This is a genomic window from Rhodococcus opacus (genome assembly GCF_012396235.1).
GTDB lineage: Bacteria > Actinomycetota > Actinomycetes > Mycobacteriales > Mycobacteriaceae > Rhodococcus_F > Rhodococcus_F opacus.
In genome coordinates this window covers 52,191-76,104 of record NZ_JAAXPA010000001.1, presented here as the reverse complement: position 1 = coordinate 76,104, position 23,914 = coordinate 52,191, and the positions used below count along the sequence as shown (strand labels likewise).

21 protein-coding genes and 2 pseudogenes are annotated in these 23,914 nt (G+C 63.7%); 15 read left to right on the top strand and 8 right to left on the bottom strand.

Going from position 1 to position 23,914, the window contains the following annotated elements; genetic code table 11:
- Positions 1–6 precede the first annotated feature (6 nt).
- Entirely contained in the window at positions 7–438 is a 432-nt protein-coding gene (locus HGB39_RS00245) for a nitroreductase/quinone reductase family protein (protein WP_005264044.1), read from the bottom strand.
- A 306-nt stretch (positions 439–744) separates the two neighbouring features.
- Between HGB39_RS00245 and HGB39_RS00240 the strand changes: the two genes are divergently transcribed.
- Complete coding sequence (locus HGB39_RS00240; RefSeq protein WP_005564402.1) at positions 745–1,140, top strand: hypothetical protein; 396 nt, start codon at positions 745–747, stop codon at positions 1,138–1,140.
- On the opposite strand, the gene HGB39_RS00235 is transcribed toward HGB39_RS00240, so the two are convergent.
- Positions 1,124–1,627, bottom strand: a complete 504-nt coding sequence (locus tag HGB39_RS00235) for a hypothetical protein (protein ID WP_005264047.1) — start codon at positions 1,625–1,627, stop codon at positions 1,124–1,126. The two genes, HGB39_RS00240 and HGB39_RS00235, sit on opposite strands and share 17 nt — an antisense overlap.
- 128 nt (positions 1,628–1,755) lie before the next feature.
- Here HGB39_RS00235 and HGB39_RS00230 point away from each other — a divergent pair, with 128 nt between their 5' ends.
- Complete coding sequence (locus HGB39_RS00230; RefSeq protein WP_168442910.1) at positions 1,756–3,075, top strand: HNH endonuclease signature motif containing protein; 1,320 nt, start codon at positions 1,756–1,758, stop codon at positions 3,073–3,075.
- Positions 3,076–3,165: 90 nt separating this feature from the next.
- Here HGB39_RS00230 and HGB39_RS40135 read toward each other — a convergent pair.
- Positions 3,166–5,082: pseudogene (locus tag HGB39_RS40135) on the bottom strand (helix-turn-helix transcriptional regulator).
- Between the two features lie 288 nt (positions 5,083–5,370).
- Here HGB39_RS40135 and HGB39_RS00210 point away from each other — a divergent pair.
- Positions 5,371–5,811, top strand: coding sequence for a hypothetical protein (locus HGB39_RS00210; protein ID WP_005564404.1), 441 nt, complete (start codon positions 5,371–5,373; stop codon positions 5,809–5,811).
- Positions 5,812–6,125: 314 nt separating this feature from the next.
- Here the strand turns inward: HGB39_RS00210 and HGB39_RS40575 are convergent, their stop codons facing one another.
- Positions 6,126–6,614 carry a hypothetical protein gene (locus HGB39_RS40575; protein WP_471897031.1) on the bottom strand — a complete coding sequence of 163 codons (489 nt, stop codon included), beginning with the start codon at positions 6,612–6,614 and terminating at the stop codon, positions 6,126–6,128.
- Between HGB39_RS40575 and HGB39_RS40570 the strand changes: the two are divergent.
- The 3 genes and pseudogenes from HGB39_RS40570 to HGB39_RS00195 all read left to right on the top strand — a co-directional run bounded on the left by HGB39_RS40570 (position 6,504) and on the right by HGB39_RS00195 (position 8,664).
- Positions 6,504–7,276 (top strand): annotated as a pseudogene (locus HGB39_RS40570) (S8 family serine peptidase). The gene HGB39_RS40575 and the pseudogene HGB39_RS40570 overlap by 111 nt on opposite strands.
- A 16-nt stretch (positions 7,277–7,292) precedes the next feature.
- Complete coding sequence (locus tag HGB39_RS00200) at positions 7,293–7,535, top strand: hypothetical protein (protein WP_043788599.1); 243 nt, start codon at positions 7,293–7,295, stop codon at positions 7,533–7,535.
- A gap of 451 nt (positions 7,536–7,986) precedes the next feature.
- Positions 7,987–8,664 carry a chymotrypsin family serine protease gene (locus HGB39_RS00195; RefSeq protein ID WP_005564409.1) on the top strand — a complete coding sequence of 226 codons (678 nt, stop codon included), beginning with the start codon at positions 7,987–7,989 and terminating at the stop codon, positions 8,662–8,664.
- Between the two features lie 263 nt (positions 8,665–8,927).
- On the opposite strand, the gene HGB39_RS40495 is transcribed toward HGB39_RS00195, so the two are convergent.
- On the bottom strand, positions 8,928–9,293 hold the full coding sequence (locus HGB39_RS40495) for a transposase (RefSeq protein WP_005564410.1): 366 nt from the start codon (positions 9,291–9,293) through the stop codon (positions 8,928–8,930).
- The gene (locus HGB39_RS38350) at positions 9,251–9,991 is read right to left on the bottom strand and encodes a helix-turn-helix domain-containing protein (RefSeq protein ID WP_418163393.1); all 741 of its coding nucleotides are present in this window, start codon (positions 9,989–9,991) and stop codon (positions 9,251–9,253) included. The genes HGB39_RS40495 and HGB39_RS38350 overlap by 43 nt, the downstream gene beginning before the upstream one ends.
- Positions 9,992–11,950: 1,959 nt before the next feature.
- Between HGB39_RS38350 and HGB39_RS38345 the strand changes: the two genes are divergently transcribed.
- The 6 genes from HGB39_RS38345 (at position 11,951) to HGB39_RS00155 (ending at position 16,671) form a co-directional block, all read left to right on the top strand.
- Positions 11,951–12,343 carry a chymotrypsin family serine protease gene (locus HGB39_RS38345; protein ID WP_247607327.1) on the top strand — a complete coding sequence of 131 codons (393 nt, stop codon included), beginning with the start codon at positions 11,951–11,953 and terminating at the stop codon, positions 12,341–12,343.
- A gap of 160 nt (positions 12,344–12,503) precedes the next feature.
- The gene (locus HGB39_RS00175) at positions 12,504–12,635 is read left to right on the top strand and encodes a hypothetical protein (RefSeq protein ID WP_162276247.1); all 132 of its coding nucleotides are present in this window, start codon (positions 12,504–12,506) and stop codon (positions 12,633–12,635) included.
- 370 nt (positions 12,636–13,005) lie between these two features.
- Positions 13,006–14,121 carry an SGNH/GDSL hydrolase family protein gene (locus HGB39_RS00170; protein ID WP_210752436.1) on the top strand — a complete coding sequence of 372 codons (1,116 nt, stop codon included), beginning with the start codon at positions 13,006–13,008 and terminating at the stop codon, positions 14,119–14,121.
- The gene (locus HGB39_RS00165) at positions 14,078–15,817 is read left to right on the top strand and encodes an IS481 family transposase (protein ID WP_005572844.1); all 1,740 of its coding nucleotides are present in this window, start codon (positions 14,078–14,080) and stop codon (positions 15,815–15,817) included. The genes HGB39_RS00170 and HGB39_RS00165 overlap by 44 nt, the downstream gene beginning before the upstream one ends.
- A 91-nt stretch (positions 15,818–15,908) precedes the next feature.
- The gene (locus tag HGB39_RS00160; RefSeq protein WP_005572846.1) at positions 15,909–16,112 is read left to right on the top strand and encodes a hypothetical protein; all 204 of its coding nucleotides are present in this window, start codon (positions 15,909–15,911) and stop codon (positions 16,110–16,112) included.
- Between the two features lies 1 nt (position 16,113).
- Positions 16,114–16,671 carry a hypothetical protein gene (locus HGB39_RS00155; protein WP_005572610.1) on the top strand — a complete coding sequence of 186 codons (558 nt, stop codon included), beginning with the start codon at positions 16,114–16,116 and terminating at the stop codon, positions 16,669–16,671.
- Here HGB39_RS00155 and HGB39_RS00150 read toward each other — a convergent pair.
- A complete protein-coding gene (locus HGB39_RS00150; RefSeq protein ID WP_162276249.1) occupies positions 16,649–17,398 on the bottom strand; it encodes an SGNH/GDSL hydrolase family protein in 750 nt (249 codons plus the stop codon). The two genes, HGB39_RS00155 and HGB39_RS00150, sit on opposite strands and share 23 nt — an antisense overlap.
- 150 nt (positions 17,399–17,548) lie before the next feature.
- Positions 17,549–18,670: a hypothetical protein gene (locus tag HGB39_RS00145; protein WP_005572608.1), complete on the bottom strand. Its 1,122-nt coding sequence runs from the start codon at positions 18,668–18,670 to the stop codon at positions 17,549–17,551.
- A 980-nt stretch (positions 18,671–19,650) separates the two neighbouring features.
- Here HGB39_RS00145 and HGB39_RS00140 point away from each other — a divergent pair.
- The 3 genes from HGB39_RS00140 to HGB39_RS00130 all read left to right on the top strand — a co-directional run bounded on the left by HGB39_RS00140 (position 19,651) and on the right by HGB39_RS00130 (position 23,565).
- Positions 19,651–21,174 (top strand): sugar transferase, encoded by a 1,524-nt coding sequence (locus tag HGB39_RS00140; RefSeq protein ID WP_005572607.1) that lies wholly within the window; start codon positions 19,651–19,653, stop codon positions 21,172–21,174.
- Between the two features lie 105 nt (positions 21,175–21,279).
- On the top strand, positions 21,280–22,524 hold the full coding sequence (gene manA / locus HGB39_RS00135; protein ID WP_005572606.1) for a mannose-6-phosphate isomerase, class I: 1,245 nt from the start codon (positions 21,280–21,282) through the stop codon (positions 22,522–22,524).
- A 138-nt stretch (positions 22,525–22,662) separates the two neighbouring features.
- Positions 22,663–23,565 (top strand): UTP--glucose-1-phosphate uridylyltransferase, encoded by a 903-nt coding sequence (locus HGB39_RS00130; protein WP_005572605.1) that lies wholly within the window; start codon positions 22,663–22,665, stop codon positions 23,563–23,565.
- Positions 23,566–23,914 lie beyond the last annotated feature (349 nt).

The following is a 23,914-nucleotide window of genomic DNA, read 5'->3' as shown; positions in this document are numbered from 1 at the left end:
CCGGCGTCAGGTCGTGGGGTCGAGCAGAACCAGAGGGATCTCGCGGTCCGTCTTCTTCTGGTAGCCGGCGTACCCCTTGTAGGCGGCGGTCACCTTCGGCCACAGACGGGCCCGCTCCTCGGGGGTTGCCACGTGGGCGCGCATGGACTGCGCGGGGTTTCCCTGCAGCGACAGTTGGACCACCGGGTTGGCCTGCAGGTTCAGGAACCACGCGGGGTTGCGGTCGTCGCCACCACGTGACGCCACCACGACCAGGGTGTCACCTTCCCGCACCGGAACGGTCAGCATGACGCTGTGCACCTTCCCGGTCTTGCGGCCGACGGTGGTCAACTCCACCGCCGGCATCTTGCCGAAACTCCGCCCCACCCGCCCGCCGGTAATGCGCAGCAGGGCGCGGTGGGCGGCGTTCATGAACTTGAGTCCGCGGTCCGTCGGCATGGTTTTCAGCGTAACGGTTTCAGTGTCCGTGGGAGGTTGCCGGCGCCGTCGACGGATGGTCGTGGACGAGTTCGCTCGGGCCGAATCCGGCTTCGCCGGCGATTCCGGCGAGTTCCGCGCCGATCGACTCGTGCGGCTCGTCCGCCGTCGCCTTCTTCTGCGGGCCCCCCGCACCCCAGGCGCTGTGGCCCGATCGGGGGACATCCGAATCATCCGATTCAAGGCCCGATCGGGGGACAGTCGCCGCGCCCGATTCGCGACAGGATGACTCTCATGCGAGTCGGACGCAGGAACAGGACGAGGTAGATGTCGACGATTGCGAGCACCACGTTGGCCGAGGTGGCGTCCGAGTGGTGCACCGAGGCGGAGATTCAGGTGCAGTCATCGGCTGCCGCGGGCGGGCGGAATGTCACGCGGAGTGTGTTGTTCATCGGCAACCCGTCCACCGTCACCGAGGTGACGCACTGGGCCGTGCGGCACTGGACGGTGGAGCAGGGGCTGAAACCCGTACGCGAACTCCAGGGTGACGTGCTGTGCGCGATCGTCACCGAGGCCGTCGCCGACGGGACCGGTGCGTCGGCGGATGCGGCGGTCGTGCAGCGCGTGCGCGCCCGAGGCCTGGACTGCATCCCCGTTTACGACATCGAGCCGTGGGGGACGGCCCGGTTGCCCGGTGCGCTTCCGCCTACGTCGGCTCCGTGAGCGCGCGTTGGGCTGCGGGCCAGAATTCGAAACCTGCGGTCATCAGTCCGCCGAGCCCGATGATGATCACCGCGGCGTCGACGCTGGTCCGCCCCTCCTTCGCCCAGTAGACGTCTTGCAAGTCCAGCAGCAACGCCAACTCGTCGACGATGAGCGCGGTGCCGACGCCGTATGAGATCGGCACCGTTGGATGGTGGCGTTGCTTCTCGGAGCCGCGTACCGCCACCGCCCCGACCCCGGCCAGCGCCGCGATGCCGAGGTTGTAATGGTGGAAATGACGGCCGTCGAGACTCAACCCACCGCCGGCCGGTCCGTGCCCGCGCCTGATCCAGTGCGTCAACGCCCGCACCCCCGCGAACGTCAGCGTGAACGCGCCCCACGACACCACCGCCGACTGCTCACTCGGATCGAGCTTCCTCCGCCACGCGGCACGCAGACGGCGCAAGCGACTGCGGTGGGGTTCGGTCGCCGGGTCCTGGGTCGTCACACCGTCAAGCGTGCCACCCGTTCGCGTACTTCGTATGTCGTTCCGGGACTTCTTCGGTGGGGTTACCCGAAGGTCGCGGCCGTCACGAAACCATTGACTCGAACAAACGTTCGAAGTAAGATCCGAACATGGGGCTCGGGGGAGATATCCAGGGGGCGTTGTCGGACGAGATTCTGGCGACCGCGGTCGGTGATGCGTGGCGTCTGGCCGAGGCGGAGTTGCTCGATTCGGTCGTTCGTATCTCGGAGGAGATTCAGCGACTCGAAGCCTTGCGCGTCAAGCTCGTCGGGGCCGTCGACCACCGCTGCAAGGTCGATGTGCTGGGGTTTCCGAACGCCAAGATGTGGCTGGCTTCCAAGACGTTGCTCGAGGTGGGCGCGGCGGGGCGAATCGTGCTGTTGGGCCGAGGTTTGCGTCTCCAGCCGGAGATCGCGGACGAGTACTTCGACACCAACATTTCGGCGGAGCACGCAGCGCTCATCATGAAGTTCTGCGAACGGCCACCCAAGGGCATGCCGCTCGAAGCGTTGGATGACTGCCGAAATGCGTTGCTGTTCGCCGCAACCGGTCCCACCGCAAACACGGATGCGGTGCGCGCCGTCATTGCCAGGTTGGAACGCGCCTTCGAGTCCGACGATCCGCTGCCCAGTGAAGACACCGACCTCAACGAGTTCCACGCATCCAAGACACTCAACGGACGCGTCGCCGTCAAGGGCGACCTGGATGGCGTCACCGGCGAAATGCTGCTCTCGGCGCTCTCCGGACTGTCCAAGCCGCGGCCCGCGCAGGACGGAACCAAGGACCCCCGCACTCCCGGGCAGCGGCGGGCCGACGGGTTCACCGAACCCCTGCGCCGCTATCTCGACTCCGGGGTCGCGGGCGAAGAAGGCGGCGAACGGCCACACGTCTCACTCCACGTCAATGCCAAGGATCTCGCCGACCACACCGACTGCAGTGCACGAGCACAGCAGGACGCCGCCGCCTCGCCGGACGACTCGCTCTTCGCCGTCGATGGGGTGGCGTGGACCGAGTGGATGGGGCCACTGAGTCTCAGGGCAGCCCGGCTTCTTAGCTGCGATTCGATCTACACGCCGATCGTGCTCGACGACAACGGAGCGCCACTCGACCTCGGCATCTCCACCCGAACAGTCACGAAGAGGCAGCGAAAAGCGTTGGTGGCGCGGGATCGAGGATGCGCGTTCCCCGGGTGTGGTGCGCCGCCGTCCTGGTGCGAAGGTCACCACATCATCCACTGGTCCGCAGGCGGGCCGTCCGACATGGGCAACCTGGTCCTGCTCTGCGGATTCCACCACCGGCTGCTGCACCACAGCGACTGGGAGATAGAGATGGGCGCCGACCGGCACCCCACATTCATCCCACCCCGGCAGGTCGACTGGGAACGAAAGCCGCTGCCGGCGCACAACCGGGCCCGGCCCCGAGCATCCTGACCACGCGACACAGCGCACCACGCCGACTCGGTGACAGGACAAATCCTGTCGCAGAGCCGGCATGTGGTCGTGTCCGGAGTCCGGTCGGTGTCACCGAACCGTCGTGCCCATCGCCTGCGCAAGACCGTTGCGATCGGCGACGTCGAGCTTCATACACGCACGGTAGATATGACCCTCCACCGTCCGCACCGAGACGAACAACCGATCGGCGATCTGGCGGTTCGACAATCCGGCCGCAACCATCGACCCCACTTCCCGTTCACGACTCGTGAGGGGGAGTGGATGGGCGGCCTCCACCAGCGCGGGAGAGGACATGTGGTCGCATCGTGCCGACAGGGCTTCGGCCGCGGCAGCGCACTCGATCGAACGCCGCTTGTCTCCGGCCTGCGTAAATGCGATCGCCGCCCGAGCGTACGCGTCAGCGGCATCCGGCAAGGCGCCGATTCGCTCGAACTCGGTTGCTGCCGATGCCGCACCGCATCCGTTTCCTGTCGTGACTGCCGCCGCATGCCGGGCAACGATGTCCACAAGTTCGCCGTCGCAGATGTCGGCCAACTCGGCGAGACGCGTGGCGCGGTTTGGCGAATGTGCCTCTGGGGGAACGGCTCGCGCGCGCGGCACTCGACCAGACCGGCAGCTTCGAGGCGGCCGACCTCCTGGCCCGAGCACTGTTGTGGCAGGGGCACGCCACCGAGGCCGAATCGCTGCTGCTGTCTTTTTCACCCGACAGCCTGGACCAGGTGCAACTGGTGCGCTGGGGTACATCGCGGATCGCAAACCTGTTCTGGGCGAGCGGCGAGTCGGAGAAGGCCGACGAGGTCCTCGCGGTTCTCCGCGAGAAGGTCACGCATCCCAGTCTCGTCCCGATCATCGAGGGCATCGGCTCGGTGTGCGCGGTGTTCGAGAATCGGCCCGAGGAAGCAGCAGCGGCGGCGAAGGCGATTCTGGCCGCCGACCGAGTGCTGCCACGCTGTCGAGCGCCAACTCTGCCAGGCGAATTCGATTGGAGGATCCGACCACGGCCCGGCTGCTCAGAGCCTCCACGAGCCGTCCGCGGAGCCTCCGGCCTGCAGCGCGCCCCACGCGTCGTCGAATCACTTCACCGAACAGTGGATGCGTGTAGCGGACGTCGAGGCGGTGTCCGTCTTCGACGATTCTGACGAGGCCGCGTCGCTCGGCCTCCTCCACCGCGTCGTCACCCGCGAGCTGACCGAGGATGTCCAGATCGAGCGGCTCGCAGAAAGTAAGGAGCTGCAACGCCTGCAACACGTCGTGGGGAATCTGATCGATCCGGTGCTCCAGCAGGGAGGCGAGTTCGGAGGTGATGGCGGCACGGCCCCGCAACTGCCAGACCCCACCGGAACGGCGCAGCGTCCCCGCTTCGAGAGCGCCCTCCACCAGATGCCGGACGAACAACGCGTTCCCGCCGGACGCCTCCCAGATCATGTCCGCACTCAGCCCCTCGAGGGGGCCGTCCAGCACGGACTCGATCAACTCGATGCTCTGTTCCCGGCTGAACGGCGCCAGTTCGAGCCGCAGGAGGTGACCGTCCTTCCACAGCGACGTGATCGCGTCGGGCACGGTCTCTCCGTTGCGAACCGTGGCGACTATGTGCACCGCCCTGTCGAGCGCAAGCTGATGGAGGAACGTCGCCGAGAGCTGATCGAGTAGGTGTGCGTCGTCGACGCCGACCACCACGTCACGACTGCGGCCGTCGTCGAGGAGCGCCTGCCGCGCCGCCGACAGAAAGGCGACCGGATCCCGGGAGGTGGACGCCCCGACCAGATGAGCGAACACACCCAGCGGGATGCTGCGCGCCGACTCGGTGCCCGCCACCCATTTCACCTCACGTGGCAACGACTCGGTGGCGAACCGCGCGAGGATGGTCTTGCCGACGCCGGGATCGCCCGTGAGGACAACACCGCATCCCCCGGACCGAGTCGTGAGCGACGCGGTGATCGCGTCGAACTCGACTTGCCGCTGAATCAGAGGCCACGTTGGACCCATGCATTGATTCTAAGTTTCTCGCGCCACCGGTGACAGCGCCGAGTCGAGAATTGGACGCGAGTTATCCAGCGAAGCAGTGCAATACAACCTTGGAGCCGCTTTAGGCTGCAGTACTCCTGAGATGCCGATGGATTGAGTAGTGCGACACGGGCACGAGTTCGGTTTCGAGATCGACCGAAGGCGTGTCCGCACGATCGGGTAGGACGCTACTCGCGAGATTAGCCGACATCCCGGCGACGCTGAATGGGTACCGCGGAAAGTTATTGCGTCGAACTACAGGAGCATGTCATGACCGCGCGGCCGGAGCCCTTCTTCAGTTGGACAGCGAGACGAGTCGAACTCGACGAACTCCGTGAATCCGAGTCCGCCGTTCTGGTGTTGGACGAAGTCGTGCCGGTGGGAGCCGGCACGGCACGACTGATCGCCACTCGCGACGAGGACACCGACATCGACTACCTCGCACTGATCGTCGGCGACGTCGCAGACGGACATGACATCGCGGTCCGCGGCGTCGACGAGGAGGCTCTACTCATCGAGGGCAGCCGAACAGAGTCCTCTCCGGAGATCCTGATCGGGTTGCGGGCCGCACAGAGCATCTGCGGTTGCTCCGATGCTCGGCACGTCGACAGCCAGCTGTGCCTGGACGGTCCGATCCGGACGATGATCGCATCGATCGGAGTGAGGTCCGTCGTCGTCGACTGGTACCACGTGATCTCTGCGGTCGCATGAACCTAACTACTCACCCCGACAGCCCGGCCCGACACAAATTCGGGTAGCGCGCCACTCGCGGAATTCGGGAGCCCACGCCGGAGAGTGGGGGAGTCCCACGAGCGCCACCGGCGATCGACAACTGAAGGTAAGTAGACACATTGACGCGACGACGAGCGCGCCGCGATCCAGAGTAAAAGGACGAAACAGTGATATTTCCACAAGATTCCGACCGTGACGGCGACGGGCCCGTCGCCGATTCGCGGGCCGAGACGACGGGCCGTCAGGTCGTGGTGTTCACGGACGACGGGAGGCGAGCGGGTCCCACAGCACTCCTACGGTCCCTCGCCGGCGTCTCGACCGTAACGAGAAGTAGCGAGTTCGAGTCTTCGGCAATGGATCTCGAACTGGCCGAAGTGTCCGGCGCAGTTCTGTTCGACGAACTCGGAATTGCCGTGGTGACCGCGGACCCCGACCAGTTGGCCGCACTCCGCACCGCAGCCGCCTCGCCCGACGCCGCGGTCCTCTCGGTCGAACCCGAGTTGGTCCACCATGCGCTGGACAGTGAAGACACCGTCGTAGAGATCGCACGGCCTGAGAACGGTGCAGTCGCGCCAGTAGACCTCGACCACTTCCTGGATACGCCGGAGTTCACCTGGGGACTGCAAGCGACCCGCACCACGTCGTCGGCGTGCAGTGGGCGCGGTGTCAGGATCGCCGTCCTCGACACCGGATTCGATTTCACCCACCCGGATTTCCGGGGTCGCACCATCACGGCCCAGTCGTTCGTTCCGGGCGCAGTACCCCAGGACGGGCACGGACACGGCACGCATTGCATCGGAACGGCCTGCGGTCCGACGGCAGCGACCGGCCCCGCCGATACGGAGTGGCTCATGAGGCCGACATCTTCGTCGGGAAGGTTCTGTCGGATCAGGGGCGTGGCGTGGACGGTGGGATCCTCGCAGGAATCGAGTGGGCCATCGCCAACGGTTGTCAGATCGTCTCGATGTCGCTCGGTGCCGACGTTGCGTCGGTGTCCGTCGCCTACGAGACGGTGGGGCAGCGGGCGCTGGCGGCCGGAGTGCTGATCGTGGCTGCGGCGGGCAACAACGCGAACAGAGCCGCCGGACGCCCGGGACTGGTGGGCGTACCCGCCAACAGTCCGTCGATCATGGCCGTCGCTGCAGTCGACCCCGATCTCGGGCTGGCCAATTTCTCTGCTGCGAGTAACCCCGTGGCCGGTGGTCAGATCGACGTGGCAGGACCTGGCGTGCGGGTGTTCTCATCGGTGCCGATGCCCGTGCGGTACGGCTCGAAGAATGGAACGAGTATGGCCACCCCGCACGTCGCGGGTATCGCTGCCCTGTGGTGCGAGAAGACCGGGCGCACCGGCCGCGATCTGTGGTCCCTGCTCACCCAGCATTCCCGGCGGCTCGGGTTGCCGTCACTCGATGTGGGTGCGGGGCTGATCCAGGCATCCGAGTAGAAGTGCCCGACGTATCGTGCCGGGCATGGTCGGAATCAGTGTCACGGTGGACGCCGACCACGTCGAGGACATCGACGTGGTCGGCGTCGCGCTGGCCGAGGAGGGCATGCGTGTCGACCTGGTGCACCGCACGATCGGAATCATCTCCGGTTCCGTCCCCGCGGGCCGACTCGCAGCCCTCGAGGCAGTCCCGGGCGTCCTGGCCGTCGAATTGGAGCAGCACGTCGACATCCGCCGTAGCGGCCCTGAACCGTGGTAGGCGACGCCCTACGACTTCGGGAGGGTGGGCTATTTCGTCTCGTCGTTTCTAGCTCACGTTGCCGAAATTGACGGCGTGCAACAGCCCCGAGACGAACTGGGCGAACATGCCAAGAGGCGTATCCCAAACCCCGCTGTCCATGAGCACTCTCCCGGTAGGTATGACGAAACCCCGCTCAACGTCGGGGAGAAGGCGGGGTTTCTGCGCCGGCAGTCGGATGGGTCCACCGACGCGAGCTGATCATGAATGGACAACTCGATCACTGGCCAGTCAATGTGAGCCGTGTATATCCTCCGAATGACAAGGGCATGTACCGCTTCCATCCAGAGTTGCTCAGCTTGTCCCTCGCGCCTCTCGGGATGCGAGGCTCTCGTCGCCACGCACCCCCCATGAGTGGGCGTTCCAAGAAGAACAGGAGAATGCTCCCAAGTAGGAGAAACAGGAGACAAGGATGAAGATGACCTTGGTCGCGGTTCTGGCCGCGCTCGCGGTGACGCTCGGTGTCGCCCCGGTGGCGCAGGCGGGACCGACCATCCATGTCGGGCCTGGTACCGCCTACACCCCGTATCCGGACGTCGAGGGCTACTGCTCGATCGGCGCGGTCGGCACCGACAACGCGGGCCGCTTGGTTGCGCTGACTGTCGGCCACTGCCATCAGGGCGCGGGTACGGCCGTCTATAAGGTTGGTGACGCTGCCAAAGGGCCGATCGGCTGGGAGACCGATGTGTACTCGCGTAACACCGACGGCACGTTCACGGCGCTCGATTACGCGGTGATCCGGCTGAATCCGGATGTGGTCGTGCCGAGCAAGTACAGCGACACCACTGACGTCGCCGTCTCGACTATTGGCGATGCCTCGCTGTCGAACGTGGGGTGCAACCACGGAGCGACCACCGGCAAGAATTGCGGGATCATCGGCAAGGTAGACGGTATTCACCTCCAGAACTGGGCGGTGATGTGGCAAGGCGATTCGGGCGGTCCGATCGTGGTGGGGGAGACGCTCGTCGGTCTCAACATCGGCATGGACTTCGGCACCCAGCCGACTACGTTCTACGGGAAAATCATGCCGATTCTGGCGGATATCAATGCAAAAGGTAGCTACGGCGCCGGGTTCACTTTGGTGCAGTAACTGCAGGGTCCCACAACCATCTGAGGGTGGGGCGGTTTGTTCTCTCTAGGAGGCGCTACCGGTGGTGAGGAAGGTGATGACTGGCGCTAAGACAATCAACCACTCCGGCCGCATGCCACCCGGATTCCACCAATGTTCCATTCCATTTCCTCCTTCTGGAGGTGCGCGCGGATGCGACTGCCTCCCATCGGCACCTGTTTCCTGAATTGAACCTCGGTAGCCAGCTGTACCTCGAGCGTCGGTCTGTGGCCGGATTGGCCTCGCTACCAAGGCTCACGAAGACGCCCCCATCCTTCCGGACAGGGGCGTCTCGCCGTTTCTAGTGCCGCATCAGGCAACGTTTGCCTTGTTGACGATCTCCCGTAACCGTCGTCGGCGGCATGCTTGTTCCGCCAGATGATGTAGCGGCGGATCATGCTGGCCTGCTCGCGATGAGATGAATGGTCGGTGCCGTCGAGCGCGAAGTAGCGCAGCGCGGTGAACTGCGCCTCGATCCGGTTCAACCACGAACTATTCGTCGGCGTGTATGCGATCTCGACGTTGTTCGCCTCCGCCCAGTTGGCGACCCGGCGGCACCTCTTCGTGGTCAGGTGCGGCGAGAAGTTGTCACACACGATCGCCAGGCGCACTCCGGCCGGGTAGAGACTGCGCAGGTATCGGCAGAAGGTGAGGAACTGGGTGCGGGTTTTTGGTGTCTTTGACATGCCCGTAGAGCCTGTCCGTGGCCAGATCGTAGGCCGCGAACAGGTGCCGCACACCGTGCGGGCGGCCCAAACGTGGCGCGCCGCCGGCGCCGCGGCTCACGCTCGGGGTCCTTGTGCCTGCCGCCGCGTTCGGCCCACTGCCGCCCCGGATGCGGTTGCAGGTTCAACGGGCCGAACTCGTCGAGGCAGAACACCACCTCCGGCTCACCGGGCTCGGGCACGACCTCCCGGTCGGCGATCGCGTACAGGTGCTCGACCCGGGCCTTCTTCACCGCGTAGTCCGGGTCCCGGGACGCCTTCCATGTCTTCACTTTTTGAAATGAGATGCCCTCCTCTCGGAGCAGAACCCGAAGGCGCTCATGGCTGATGTCGTCGACCACCCCCTCGGAGACCAGGAAGTCCGCCAGCTTGGACAGGCTCCAGGTCGAGAACGGCAGGTCGTGCTCGGTCGGGGTGGACTTGGCGATCTTCTTGATCTCCCGGCGTTCGGGCAGAGTGAACGTCTCCGGCCGCCCGCCTTTGTATTTCGGATACAGCGAGGCGAAACCGTCCGTGTTGAAGTTGTGGATCACGTCCCTGACCCGGTCGGCGCTGGTGAAGGTGACGTCGGCGATCTTGGCCACCGGCATCCGCTGCGCGGACAGCAAGATCATCTGCGCTCGCCGCCAGGTCACCACCGACCCGCTCCCGCGACGCACGATCCGCAACAATCGTCTTCCTTCGTCGTCATCGATCTCCCGCACGCGCACTCGTTCTGCCACCACCACAGCGTGGCCCACCCACCAGCCCCAGTTCCGCAACCAAGCGGCGTGTCGCTACAAGAGGGCAAACCTTCACGGGTGTGGCACTAGTTGACGCTGCCCCAGTTGAGGGCGTGCAGCACTCCCGAGACGAACTGGATGAACATGCCAGAAGGTGTATCCCAAACGCCGCTGTCCATGAGTACTCTTTCTGAAGGTAGGACGAAACCCCGCTCGACGTCGGGAAAGGCAGGGTTTCCGCGCCGGCTGTCGGAGGCGTCCGCCGGACGCGAGCTGATCGTAAACAGGCAGGTCGGCTACCCACCAGTTCGGCTCGTGTGCGTATACCACCCGAATGACAAAGGGATGAAACATTTCTGGCTGGCACTGGATACAGCTATTCTCTACCACGTGTCGTGGTCAGGTTGGTGAGCAGTGCGTTCAACTGCGCTTCGAGTTGCATGACGCCGATGAGGTCGCCCTTCCCGTAGGTGTGTTTCAGGAGGGCGGCAAGGTCGTAGAGTCGGTCGGGAACAGAGTGCGTGGCGAACCTCCGGAGCGCGTGCCTGAGCTGATGCTCATCGGGAACAAGGGGAGCGTCGGCGTCACAACGATGTGGTCCGGCGGTGTTAGATCAGCGAGTGGAGGTCGAAACCCTTTCGGAACCAGTGGGCGAGCATCAGCGGGGTCTCTGCACTGGCGCTCGGTTGGGGGTCGCGACCAGTGTGCGCTGAGCGTATCCGCGGGTTCGGTTTGCCGCTACAGCGGCGAGTATCTCACTGCTGACTGCCTCCCACTCTGCCGCGAAAGCAGGATCTCGAACCCAACTGCAGGCCAGTCGTTGCCACTCGCAGGATGTGCATGGAGGTGTGTCGAGGGCGCGCCGTTGCCAGGTCGGAAGTGGTTGAGGAACAGGTTCATCGCCGTCGAACAGGGCGGGAATGGGAGATTTTGATGCTACGAGCTACGGTTGATCAAGTTTGAGGTCGCTTTTCCGGGTTCCGGATAGTCTTTTCGGTCAGTAGTGTAATGCGCTGACCTACTTCGGGATTGATGTGAATGGGCGAAACATCAATTCGAGTGTGATCAGCCGTCATGCCTGGATCGCGAAGGAGGGGGTTGGATCGTGAGAAAAGTTCGTGCCCGCGGCTCCCCTGCTGTTGCAAAGTCTTTCAACTCGTGTAAAAAGAACGAGTGCCCGGCAGGGGTACGGATCGAGATTCCAACACCATCGCCTCGGCAGGAGTGAAATATGTCTGTAGATTTCGCCAGCATCTCGGAATTGATCAACTTCTTTGCTTCGTTCCTGACCTTCAGTTCGGAGGGTGGGTCCGCCGGAGGGTAAGTCCGGCACCGATCTGAAGCTGGGGCTCACAGATATGCTGTGGGCCCCAGTTCTGGTTTCGATGGCCTCCGGTATCGGGCAGTGCCTCGTTGCTGTGCCGGGCGGGCACCTGTCGCGTCGGGCCTTCCATCGGGCTACTTCCGGATCAGGATTGCGAGATCGACAACACCCAGGCGATGAGTGGGCCGCGAAGAGGGATAGGAGAATGCTCGCCAGGACGAAGAACAGGAGATTGGGATGAGGATGGTTTGGATTGCGGTTCTTGCCGCGCTCGCGTTGCCGCTCGGAGTGGCCCCGGTGGCGCAGGCGGAACCTACCGTCCATGTCGGGCCGGGTACGGCGTACACCCCATATCCGGACGTCGAGGGGTATTGCACGATCGGTGCGGTGGGCACCGACAGCGCGGGCCGTTTGGCTGCGCTGACTGTCGGCCACTGTCACCAGGGCGCGGGCCAGGCTGTATACAAGGTTGGTGAGGTTGCCATGGGGCCGATCGGGTGGGAGACGGCACGTTCAGGGCGCTCGATTACGCGGTGATCCGGCTGAACCCGAATGTTGTTGTGCCGAGCAAGTACAGTGACACGTCCGACGTCATCGTTTCCACTGTCGGTGATGCCTCGCTGTCGGACGTCGGGTGCAACCACGGAGCAACCACCGGCAAGAATTGCGGGATCATCGCCAAGGAAGACGGAATTCACTTACAGAACTGGGCGTTGATGTGGGAGGGCGATTCAGGCGGCCCGGTCGTGGTGGGGGAGAGGCTGGTCGGTCTAAACATCGGCATGGACTTCGGAACCGAGCCGCCGACCTTCTATGGGTCGATCACCCCGATACTGGCGGATAGCAACGCAAAGGGTAGCTACGGCGCTGGGTTCACGTTGGTGCAGTAACTACCAAACCGCCACACCTCGGCGTGGGGCGTGTAGCTGTGCTTTGGGCTGAAGGGACGAAGTAACAATTCCCAGCGACGTCCAGTCGGCTCTGGATGCCACTTATGCCCCGGCATTCCCGGACACCACGATCACCTACTCGGGCGGGAACGTGGCGACGGTGACCGACAACGGGATCACGACCACCTACACCTACAACGCCGACGGGACCGTCCACACCGACACCCGCGACGGCGTGACGCGCACCTACACCTACGACGGCTCAGGCAACCTGACCGGGATTGCGCGCTGACATGGACCCCGTAACCCTCGGCATGGCGAAGTCCGATGCCAAGAAGAAGTTCGGACGCCTCTCCCACTCCGGCCTTATGCCGATCGCCGAATCGCGGTGCAACCCCTCCGGCTCGGGCATCATGCTCGGCCAGTCGGTGTCCTCGCGCATATCTGTGATCCCCACGGTTTCGACCTCACACGTGGTGCTCGTCTACGCGAACATCTCCAACGCAAACGGACTCGGTGAATGGGGTGGCGACTGCACCGTCAAGGTAACCGCCGCGCTCGAATACAAGTCGACCAGCGGCGTCGCCACCGAGAACGGCATCCGAGTTCCCGCGTACTTCGGCGGCCAGAAGGTCGGCGAGCTCGCACCCGGCGCGATCCTCATGTCCGATCCGATCCCGTTCGATGCGGTTGCTGGCACACAGCTCTTCGTCCGCACGAACATGCAGACCAATGGGTCCAGCCTCGGTGTTCCCACCGGAATGTCATTGCAGGGCGGCACTGGAGTCGGTGGCGTCAACAACGGCGAAGGCTATGTCAGTTACGCCGCCATCCGCAACGGCACCATCGGAACATCCACGGCGTCCACATCGCAGACATACCCCGGTCCGGTTGCCATCCTCGGGTATGTCAATGGCTACGTTCCGACCGCAGGAATCTTCGGCGACTCGATTCAGGCCGGCACCGGCGACGGCGGATACGGCAGGAACGACGGCGGGTACCTCGTGCGAGCACCAACCGCGCAGCCCGGCACCTCGTACAGCTTCCCGACTACCCCCGTGGTTCCGTTCTTCCGTCTCGCGAGGGGCGGTGAATCGCTGAACCAGTTCCTCACCCAAGCATCTGCACTCGGCGCTGTGCCTACGTACTCTCACGTCCGAAACAAGATGTCTTCCCTGGTGTCGACCGTCCTGTTCGCTTACGGGACCAATGATCTGGGCGGCACCCTGGCGACGCTGAAAACCCAGTACATTCAGGCCGCAAACAGTTTCCTCCGAAAGGGCAAGTACTTCGTGGGGTGCACACTCCTGCCCCGCACGACCTCGACGGATGGCTGGTCTACTGCGGCGAATCAGACTGTGACCGCGGTCGAGTCCGACCGGGCCGCGTTCAACACATGGTTGCGGGATGGGACGTTCGCGTCAGCCACCGTAAACCCCGCCGGGTGCGCAATCTTCGACGGGGCCGCTGCCGTGGAGGTCAACTCCTCGGGTGTGCTCACGCTGAACGGTGGACGTTGGAAGCCCGCATCAGGTTCTGTCGTTGCCACAGGAACACTAACCGCCGGGTCGTCGGCAACGTCCCTGACCGATTCGTCAAAGACTGACGTGTATGGGTTCAAGACATGTTTGACTCATCGTCATCAGGACATAGCTGACAGGTCACCGCTTCCGAAGACCGTGGCGCGTGCCTTCAACTCAGCCACTCGAATCCGATTCCGCCGTTGCCGCCCGCGTGTCCGTGGAGATCCGACTACGAGCCGTCACCGAGGTGCGTGACGGCGCACCCATCGTCGACGTTGCCGAACGGTTCGGGGTCACCCGGCAAACGGTCACCACATGGCGCAACCGATACGAAACCGCAGGCCTCGACGGACTGTCCGAGATCTCGCGCCGACCCCATTCGAGCCCAAGACGTATCTCGCCCGACGTCGAGGCCCTGATCTGCGAGACGCGCCGTCACCACCGACGGCGGGGAGCGCGGCGCATCGCCTACGAACTGCACCGGGAAATCGGTGATCGTGCCCCGTCCCGCTCGACGATCCACCGAGTCCTGGTGCGCAACGGGCTCGTCAATCCGCAAGAACAGCAACATAAACGAGTCTACAAGCGGTGGGAGCGAGAAGCGCCGATGCACCTGTGGCAGCTGGACCTGGTGGGCGGGATATTCCTCGCCGGCGGCCGCGAATGCAAGATGCTCACCGGTATCGACGACCACTCCCGGTTCGTCGTCGTCGCTGCGGTGCTCGAGAAACCCTCCGGCACGGCGGTGTGCGAGGCGTTCATCGCCGCCATGCAACGCTGGGGTGTGCCCTTCGAGGTCCTCACCGACAACGGGAAGCAGTTCACCGGCAAGTTCACCCGACCGTTGCCCGTCGAGGTGCTCTTCGAGCGCACCTGCCGCGAGTACGGCATCACCGCGCGCCTGGCCAAACGGCGGTCCCCGACCACCACCGGCAAGATCGAGCGGTTCCACCGGACGCTGCGACGCGAACTTCTCGACGAGGTCGGAGCGTTCGCCACGATCGAGGCAGCCCAGGCTGCGGTCGACGAATGGATTCACGCTTACAACACACACCGCCCCCATCAGTCGTTGGACATGGCCACCCCAGCGAACTTGTTCCGGACACGACAGGACGACGAACCGGCCCCTGCCCCCACCCCGATTGTCGGTGCGGGTGCATCAGCGGCCACCCCGCAACCGATCGTGAGCATCCCGACGGAGGCGCACCCCCTCGAGATCGACCTACGTGTGCCGCCCTCCGGGCTCGTGGACCTCGTTGGTGCACAGCAGATATGGGTCGGCAAGAGCTATGCAGGTCGCACGGTGACGCTGTGGGTGGATCTCGCCAGCATCCACGTAGTACTCGACGATGACGTCGTCAAGACGACCGTGTCCCGGTTGACGACCGCCGATCTCGACCGACTGGCCATGCGAGGTGCACGACCCGGTCGGCCGGCCCCCGCGCTACCCGCATTCGATCCCGCTGCACCCGCGGCCGAGCGGGTGTCGGTGGAAGTCGACCGCACCGCCACTCGGGACGGGATTGTCGTCCTTCTCGGCCACCAACTCGCGCTCGGACCGGACACTGCAGGAACCCGGGTGACGCTGCGGATCGACGGTGGGCTCATCCATGCTGTCGCGGGGAACCACCTGATCAAGACGCTACCGAATCCGCTTGTCGCCGCCGACCTGGGCCGGCTCACCCAGGTTCGACGGGCAACGACGCCCCTGCCTCCACCTCCGCCGGCGGGGCCCCAACGCCTGCACCGACGAGTGCCGAAGGACGGCGTCGTGATGGTGGCCGGGCAGCGGTTGCGAGTCGGACGCACCCATGCCGGAACCATCATCACTGTGATGGTCGAAGACCACCACTTCCGGGTCCTCGACGGAACAACGGAACTCTCGCTGCATGCCAGAACGACCACCAAGCCAATCCGCAATTTCAACGCCCACCGACCCAGAAAGCGTTAAGCATGTCCCGACTACATCTCGTCAAGCATGTCCCGAGACCACACACGTCAAGACGTACACACAGGATCGGTACCGGGGGTACTCCGTGCGGATGACTTCCGGTGCAGCGTCGGGAGGCGTTGGCACCATCTCCTACAACACCGCCACCACACTCACGGTGACCACGGTGGGCGCGACACCCGCAACCGGAGACACGTTCCAGATCTATCAGCCGATGACCATCGACGGCACCCACCCGAGTTCGATCGGGCACGCCACGATCGCAGCAGCATTCGACCTCGGATTGGTGAAGTGATATGGGCTACCGACTCGCACTCGCGAACACCAGCGTCCCTGCCGGGAACGTCGTCGCGAACACCGTCACCAAGACGACATTCGCGGACACGGCCATCGTCGTCGACCCGAATATCGACATCAACACGGACAATGGCCGACTGTTCAGCATCTCCGGGTACGGCTACGTCTCATCGATGGCATCCTCGCCCGGAACGCTGGCGATCTCCATCGTCTACAACAACACAGGCAGTGTCACCAATCTCGGCACAATGACGTTCACCCTGCCCACCTCACTCGCCAACGCAGGGTTCGAAATCGACGGGTTCGTGTTGCTGTGCGTCGCGGGTACGGCGACCGCACGGTTGTCGTGCCAGGCATTCGGTCTCATCGACAACGCCGGAGCACCCATCTCGGCGGCCATCGTGAACACCGGCACGGGCACCACAAACCAGGTGCAGCCAACCAACGGCACGCAGGGCAACCAGAATATGACAGTCGGACTCGCGGCTCAGTTCAGTGTCGCGAACGCGGCGAACAGCATCACGTTGTCGCAGCTCATTGTGGAGTCGAAGGCTTGAGCGCTGCTTCGATGTGCGGCTGGATCAGTCCGGCCATGTAGGCATGGCCCTCGTCAGTCGGATGGAGACCGTCCGAACCGATGAGTCCAGCCTTGTCGCCGAAGAACCATCCCTCGGCGATGGGGTCCACGAACACGGCCCCCGCGGCGTCGGCTTCACGCTTCAGCGCATCACGGAGCGCGATGATGTCGCGGGGCACGTTCTCGTTGACGGACGGCGGTGCGATCACGATCAGCTTCGCGTTCGGCGCGTTCACCTTGATCTGCGAGTACGTGGCGCGTGCTGCGGAGCGGACTGCTTCGATGTCTTGGCGGGTGTCGTTGCGGCTGCCGAACACCACGACGATCTGATCTTCGGACTTCACGATCCTCGCCGCCTCACCAGGGAAAACAGTCTTCGCCGACCCGGCGTTGACGTATCCCGATCCGCCCTGACCGGACACCTCCAACCGGATCGGCGTTTTCGCCTCATCCATGTGCCATTGAACGATCGAGGTCCAGTTCGCGCTGCCCACCCCACCCATGTCGCTGCCGCCTGTGTACGAATCGCCGACTACAGCGACCAGCGCGGCGGGCACTGGTGGTGTGGTGACGGGTGGGGTGTAGCTGGACACATATCCGCTCGAGTCGGCGGCGCGCTGGTTGTTCCACAGCAGACCGCCTCCGACCAGTAGGGCTGCCACGACGAAGAACGCCACCAATGCGATGGTCTTTGGGTCACGCTTCATCAGCTTCGGCATCTGGATTCTTCCCCGGTTCAGCTCAGGCGGCTCGGTCCGAACGCCAAGCCAGGCAGACTCTTATCTGTAGTCGGGGCCAGGGCGTTACAAGATTCAACGAAGTTCATTCACTTGAATGACAGCAACCCGTCTACAACCTCACACATGCGTGATCAGTGGGGCGATCCGCCCTAGTACCTCGGATTCGATGTATCGGAGGGATTCGCGAAGCTGGAACGAGAAAATGTTCCTCGACCCAAAGCAGACGGCGGTCACGAAATTGACCCCGACCAGCTGGATTCCATCGGCGTCCCGAACACCCTTCCGTGCCAGGTCGTCCGCCATCGACCTGAGCTGCGCTTCCGAGAACGTCAGCATGAGGTCATCACCATCTTTGTACTGCCCGACCCCGGCGTGCCCTGGCGGAATCTCGTCATGCGCGAAAACGGTGATGGTATTGGCTGATGGAATTTCGAACGCGAGTGCGGATCTCCGGGTGCGAACAAGCGAGGGTTGTCCGTCGCGATGCTTGTCACCGTTGCAGACCGCATTCACCACGTACAGAGGGTGCTTGAACGGGTCGGAAGCCCGAAACGGTTGCAGGTCGTCGATCACCTTCGCTACGGGTTCGGGCACACCGGCTAGGAGGCGATCGCGATTGGACCGCTTTCCGTTGAGGTAGTCGCTTTCCTCTGAGAAGATTGGAAATGCGCCTCGATGGTCAGACACGTCGCCGCCATTCGCCACGACCGCCGCCGTCACTAACTGATCGAGCGCCGACCGCGCTTGATATGCAACCTCGCCGAGAGTGATCTCCCATTCGGGATCGAGTGGACGGTTGAACCGCACCTTAATCGCGAAGCCGAATCCAGATTCAGTGGCTTCAGGTGCGACGGTCTCCTGCTCGGCCCGCACGCCGTCCTTGTCAAACTGGCGAAGCTCGTCTTCGAGCGCATTGAGGTAGCGGTTTGCGCGGGCCAGCTTCCGTTCGATCTGCTCAATCCGTTCAGACATGCGGTAGATCATGCCGTCTGCCCGCCCAGAATTGCTCACTATGCCCCGCGTTCCGCACCGGGACGGCGGGCATTCCTGCCTGAAAAGTAGGCCACGCCGATTGTTGAGTTGCTGGTTGGCTGCGTCGTCTCCTAGGGTTGCGCTGAGGTTGCCGAGCGGTGCGCTCAACCGCACTTCGAGCCGTGTGACGCTGATGAGGTGGCCCTCCGCAATTGCGTCCGGGAGTTGCGCGGCCATGTCGTAGAGCTGATCGGGAATCGACTGCATGCCGAACCTCCTGGGCGTGTTTCCCTTAAATATCTACCCAGGACGTGGGCGTGCCATCACCACAAGCGTTCGGCGCGACCCATCTGGCATCGCTGCGTTACATCAGCCGTCTGCTGTAAGACGACTCGGCAGCGGGATCTGCGCTAACCCGTTTTGGGGCAACGAGCTAGCGGGGTCCCTATAGCCCGACGAAATTCCCTCCAACGTTTGAGCAAGGAAGGGAGATCGCCCGGTGGCGAACCAAGATCATCTTGGGATGACCCCGCCGCAACCGCTGGCGGAATCTTGTGATGAGAGATTGCGACACATTCGCCTTCACGCCACGATGGAGAAGACCCGCTCACGCAACGACCGGACGGGGTAGCTGGCGCTTGTTTGTGTGACGGGGGCTATGCGGCGGTCTGGTCGGGCGGCCCGCCAGTCCGGCTCTTGCGCCGGCGGGGCAACTTTTCGCGCCGATCTTTTTGCCGGGCTGCTCTCCCGATCAGTATTGCGAGTGGTATCGACAACACCACCCACGCAATGACGATCCCGATTGTCCACCACACGGCACCAGTATGCCGCAGTCGAGGGGGTGGCCAGGCTACCGTACTCGGCATTCGTAGCTGCGTAAATGCTGAGAATTTCCGGGTCGATCGTTCAGAATGCGGACAGGTAGTTATCGGGATCCGGGCCGCGAGCGAATCGCGTCGAGCACGGTACCTGCTCGCCGGCGAGTTCGCCAGCATTTCGTGTGACCTCCGGTATCAGATGGTCCGCCCGGCAATGTCATTCGCTCGATATACACACCTGCTGACCTGCGATAGAAGGGCTGTTCCGCCCTGTGGATCGGGTACTGTGAACCTGGTCACTTGATGTCTCAACTTGGGGGTCCGCGTGCGAATATCGACGCGGCAGCAAACATCGGGCGATCGTCGTCTTCGCCATGTCGTGAGAACACACGAGCTCGCCAGTCAGGATGGCTCGAGCTCGGAAGGCGAATGGTGACGGCATTCGATGATTCACCCGACTCGTCTCGGGCTCCGGAGAACGCAGCGGCGTTCGCGGGGGAAGAGGGTGGGTCATACAGTCGCCGCGAGTGGCAGGCTGCGTACATCCGACGTTTGCTGATCTCGGACACGCTGATCGTGATCGCCGCGGTCGCGCTCGCGCAGTGGGTGCGGTTCGGTGACAGCGGCATCCTGACCACGAGCGGCATGGGACACGACCTCAGCTACACGCTCGTCTCCGCTCTGCTGATCGTGGCGTGGCTGACCACCCTGACGCTCTTCCGGACTCGCACGGTGCGGGTGATCGGGAGTGGGCCCGACGAGTATCGACGGATCTTCGTGTCCACCGTGCGGCTGTTCGGCTTCATCGCGATGCTGGCGCTGTTGTTCCGCCTCGATCTGGCTCGGCTCTACCTCGCCATAGCGTTTCCCGTCGGACTGGTGGCTCTGATGGCGAGCCGCTGGGTGTGGCGTCAGGTGATTGCTCGTAAGCGGTCGCGCGGAGAGTTTCAGACGTCGGTCCTGGTCGTGGGCAACGAACGTGCCGTCCGGAACCTCGCGGAATCCTTCGCCCGAGGTACGGCCGACGGATATCGCGTGGTGGGCGTCTGCATTCCGGGACACTCCGGCGAGCATGGCGACAAGATCACCGTCGCCGGCCGCGACATTCCCGTGCTCGGCGGCGAGGGAGACGTGATCGATTCGCTGGGTTTCTGTCGCGCCGACACCGTCGCCGTCACGGCTACCGAGCAACTCGGGCACGACGGGATGCGCGCCCTCGCCTGGGACCTCGAGCCGCACGACGTCGACCTGGTGGTTTCACCGGGAATGATGGATGTGTCGGGTCCGCGTCTGTCGATGCGGCCGGTGGCGGGATTGCCGCTGATTCATGTGGAGAAGCCGCAATATCACGGCGCGCAGAAGTTTTCGAAGCTCGCGTTCGACATGATCTTTGCGGCATCGGCGCTCGTCTTGACGAGCCCGGTGATGATTCTGGCCGCGCTCACGATCAAGCTGACCAGCAAGGGCCCGGTGTTCTACAAGTCGGAGCGGATGGGCCTGGATGGACGTCCATTCCCCATGCTCAAGTTCCGCAGCATGGTGGTGGACGCTGACAAACAGGTCGCGGCGCTGATGACGGCGAACGAGGGTGCGGGCGTCCTCTTCAAGATCCGAGAGGATCCGCGGGTCACACGCGTGGGCGGCGTTCTGCGCAAGTACAGCCTCGACGAACTTCCGCAGTTTCTCAACGTTCTGCGCAGGGAGATGAGCGTGGTAGGTCCGCGCCCGCCTCTGCGCCGGGAGGTCGAGGCCTACGACGGCACCGTCCGTCGCCGGCTGCTGGTGAAGCCCGGTATCACCGGCCTGTGGCAGGTGAGTGGGAGATCGGATCTGTCGTGGGAAGAGACCGTGCGGCTCGATCTCTCGTATGTGGAGAACTGGTCGATGATGGGAGATGTGCTCATCATCGGCAAAACGGTTCGTGCTGTGGTGGTCGGTGACGGTGCGTACTAGGACATCGAGAAACTGGCGACGGACCTTGCCGTCGAACACTGTGCGTTTCAGTGCACATCGACGTTCCAGCGCGTCACAGCTAGATTCTCGACGAGTGTCTGATCGATGAATCGCCTCCACGGAGCAATCCGGTCGTACCGCTGGGGCTCCCACACTGTGCTGGCGGAGCTCACTGGACGACCCTCGCCGTCCGATCGGCCCGAAGCTGAACTCTGGCTCGGTGCGCATCCGGCAGACCCGGCTCGCGTGGACGACGCGGGCTCCGGCGTCTCACTCTTCGACGTGATTTCGGCCGACCCGCACGGGCAACTGGGGGCGACCAACGCGGAGCGATTCCGAGGTCGCCTTCCGTTTCTGCTCAAGGTGCTCGCCGCGGAGGAACCACTGTCGTTGCAGGCGCACCCGAACTCCGTGCAGGCACGTGAAGGATTCGAACGCGAAGATGCAAACGGTGTGCCGCTGGACTCGCCTGCCCGCAACTACAAAGACGACAACCACAAGCCGGAACTTGTGGTTGCGCTGACGAAATTCGAGGCGCTCGCCGGTTTCCGCGACGTGCGGCGAACCGTCGCGTTGCTGCGAGCGCTGGGTGTTGCGGAGTTGGACCGGTGTGCGGAGCAATTGGCAGCTCAGACCGACTCCTCGGGTATGCGCGCGCTGTTCACGCAGTGGATCACGGGCGATAAACACCCGGCGGCCCTGATCGGTGGTGTGGTCGAGGCCTGCCGGCGGTACCTGTCGACCATGTGCGACGGAGCGGAGGGGGAGTTCGCGGCGGAGGCGCAGACCGCGCTCGACCTGGGGAGCAGGTATCCGAACGACCCCGGTGTCCTGATCTCGCTACTGCTCAATCGGATCACGCTCGAACCGGGGGAAGGGCTATTTCTCGCGGCCGGAAATCTGCATGCATACCTTAGAGGCGTGGCCGTCGAGATCATGGCCAACTCGGACAATGTGCTGCGCGGCGGTTTGACCCAAAAGCACGTTGACGTGCCCGAGCTGCTGAAAGTCCTCGACTTTCGGCCTGCGCCCATGCCGGTTCTGCGTGCGAACGGTGATGGTCGTGACAACAGACACCTATACCACACGCCGGAGGCAGAATTCGAGCTCACCCGACTGCACCTCGACACGAGCTCGAATGGTGCCTCGTCATCCGCAGCGACACTCGGCGCCGGGGCCCCACGGATCGTTCTCTGCACGGCAGGATCGACCGTCCTCTCGTCCCCGGGCGCCTCGCTCGAGCTGAGTGCGGGACAGTCGGCGTGGTTGCCTGCATCGAACCCGGCGGTGACCCTCGCACCGGCTCAACAGCATGCCGAGGTCTTCGTCGCCACGACCGGCTCCGGGTGATGCGGACTCTCCACGCTGCCAACGGGTCTGCTATCAAGCGCATCCGATAGACCTGGACAACTGACCAATGCGACCGTCGGGCCCCCCGCAAAAGTCGTGACACCGCAGCACATTGGGTACTTCGAGAAAGACACAACCATGGGGGAATTGGATTCGACTGGATTTCGCACTGCTGTGGTGCCCGCCGCGGGAATGGGAACGCGATTTCTGCCGGCGACAAAGACAGTCCCCAAGGAGCTACTTCCTGTCGTGGACACGCCCGGGATCGAGCTGGTGGCCGGCGAGGCTGCCGAGTCCGGGGCAGAGCGGCTGATCATCGTGACGGCACCGGGCAAGGACGGCGTGGTGGCGCACTTCGTCGAAGACCTGGTGTTGGAAAACAACCTTGCTGCCCGGGGAAAGCACACTCTGCTGGAGAAGGTCCGCAGGGCGCCGGGCCTCCTCGCGGTGGAGTCGGTAGTCCAGCAACAACCGCTGGGGCTCGGCCACGCGGTTGGTTGCGCTGAAGCGGTGCTGGGCGACGACGAGGATGCAATCGCGGTTCTGCTGCCGGACGACTTGGTGCTGCCGAACGGCGTGCTCGATGTCATGTCACGCGTGCGAGCCAAGCGTGGCGGAACGGTGTTGTGTGCCATCGACGTCCCGAAAGAGGAGGTGAGTGCATATGGAGTCTTCGACGTCGAGACGGTCCCCGATGCCGTGAATCCGAACGTATTGAGGGTGAAGGGCATGGTGGAGAAGCCGAAACTCCAGGACGCGCCATCGACTCTCGCGGCCGCCGGCCGTTACCTCTTGGACCGAGCAATCTTTGATGCGCTTCGACGAATTCGTCCGGGAGCGGGCGGAGAGTTGCAGTTGACCGACGCGATCGCGCTTCTGATCATGGAGGGGCATCCCGTACACGTCGTGGTTCATCGGGGTCCTCGGCACGACCTTGGCAATCCCGGTGGGTTCCTCCGCGCATCCGTGGATGTGGCGCTCAGTCATCCCGAGTATGGGGCGGATCTGCGGACGTGGCTGGAGCAGAGGGTTAAGGGCTAGCGATGTTCCGTTCGTCCCCTTTGCGTTTCGGCGGACCTGTTCCTGGTCAGAGTGACGTTACCGTGTTGTTACTGTCCAGTACGAGGTGCGCAAAATACTCGAAGTTTGGAAACGGTACCAGCAGTCGGTCTGAGGTTTGCCTGCGGACTGGTCCCCGAGCGCGTCGCTCTAATCGGAGATCCTCCAGTTGACCAGGGTCGAAAGTTCCTCTCTCTAAGGAAAAATCGAAGATGTGAGTCGTATCACTCCGAAGGGTCTCTGGTGTAACGAGGCGACCACAAGTGCGATTATTAGCTGGCAGCAAAACTCCCGGGGGGCGGACTTCCTCTACCGCCACGCAGGTCGCGAG

Coding starts and splice junctions, on each gene's coding strand:
- HGB39_RS00245 (WP_005264044.1), bottom strand. CDS start 438: ATGCCGACGGACCGCGGACTCAAGTTCATGAACGCCGCCCACCGCGCC.
- HGB39_RS00240 (WP_005564402.1), top strand. CDS start 745: ATGTCGACGATTGCGAGCACCACGTTGGCCGAGGTGGCGTCCGAGTGG.
- HGB39_RS00195 (WP_005564409.1), top strand. CDS start 7,987: ATGAAGATGACCTTGGTCGCGGTTCTGGCCGCGCTCGCGGTGACGCTC.
- HGB39_RS00140 (WP_005572607.1), top strand. CDS start 19,651: ATGGTGACGGCATTCGATGATTCACCCGACTCGTCTCGGGCTCCGGAG.
- HGB39_RS00155 (WP_005572610.1), top strand. CDS start 16,114: ATGGGCTACCGACTCGCACTCGCGAACACCAGCGTCCCTGCCGGGAAC.
- HGB39_RS00230 (WP_168442910.1), top strand. CDS start 1,756: ATGGGGCTCGGGGGAGATATCCAGGGGGCGTTGTCGGACGAGATTCTG.
- HGB39_RS00130 (WP_005572605.1), top strand. CDS start 22,663: ATGGGGGAATTGGATTCGACTGGATTTCGCACTGCTGTGGTGCCCGCC.
- HGB39_RS00150 (WP_162276249.1), bottom strand. CDS start 17,398: ATGAAGCGTGACCCAAAGACCATCGCATTGGTGGCGTTCTTCGTCGTG.
- HGB39_RS00160 (WP_005572846.1), top strand. CDS start 15,909: ATGACTTCCGGTGCAGCGTCGGGAGGCGTTGGCACCATCTCCTACAAC.
- HGB39_RS00170 (WP_210752436.1), top strand. CDS start 13,006: ATGTCCGATCCGATCCCGTTCGATGCGGTTGCTGGCACACAGCTCTTC.
- HGB39_RS00210 (WP_005564404.1), top strand. CDS start 5,371: ATGACCGCGCGGCCGGAGCCCTTCTTCAGTTGGACAGCGAGACGAGTC.
- HGB39_RS00145 (WP_005572608.1), bottom strand. CDS start 18,670: ATGCAGTCGATTCCCGATCAGCTCTACGACATGGCCGCGCAACTCCCG.
- manA (WP_005572606.1), top strand. CDS start 21,280: ATGAATCGCCTCCACGGAGCAATCCGGTCGTACCGCTGGGGCTCCCAC.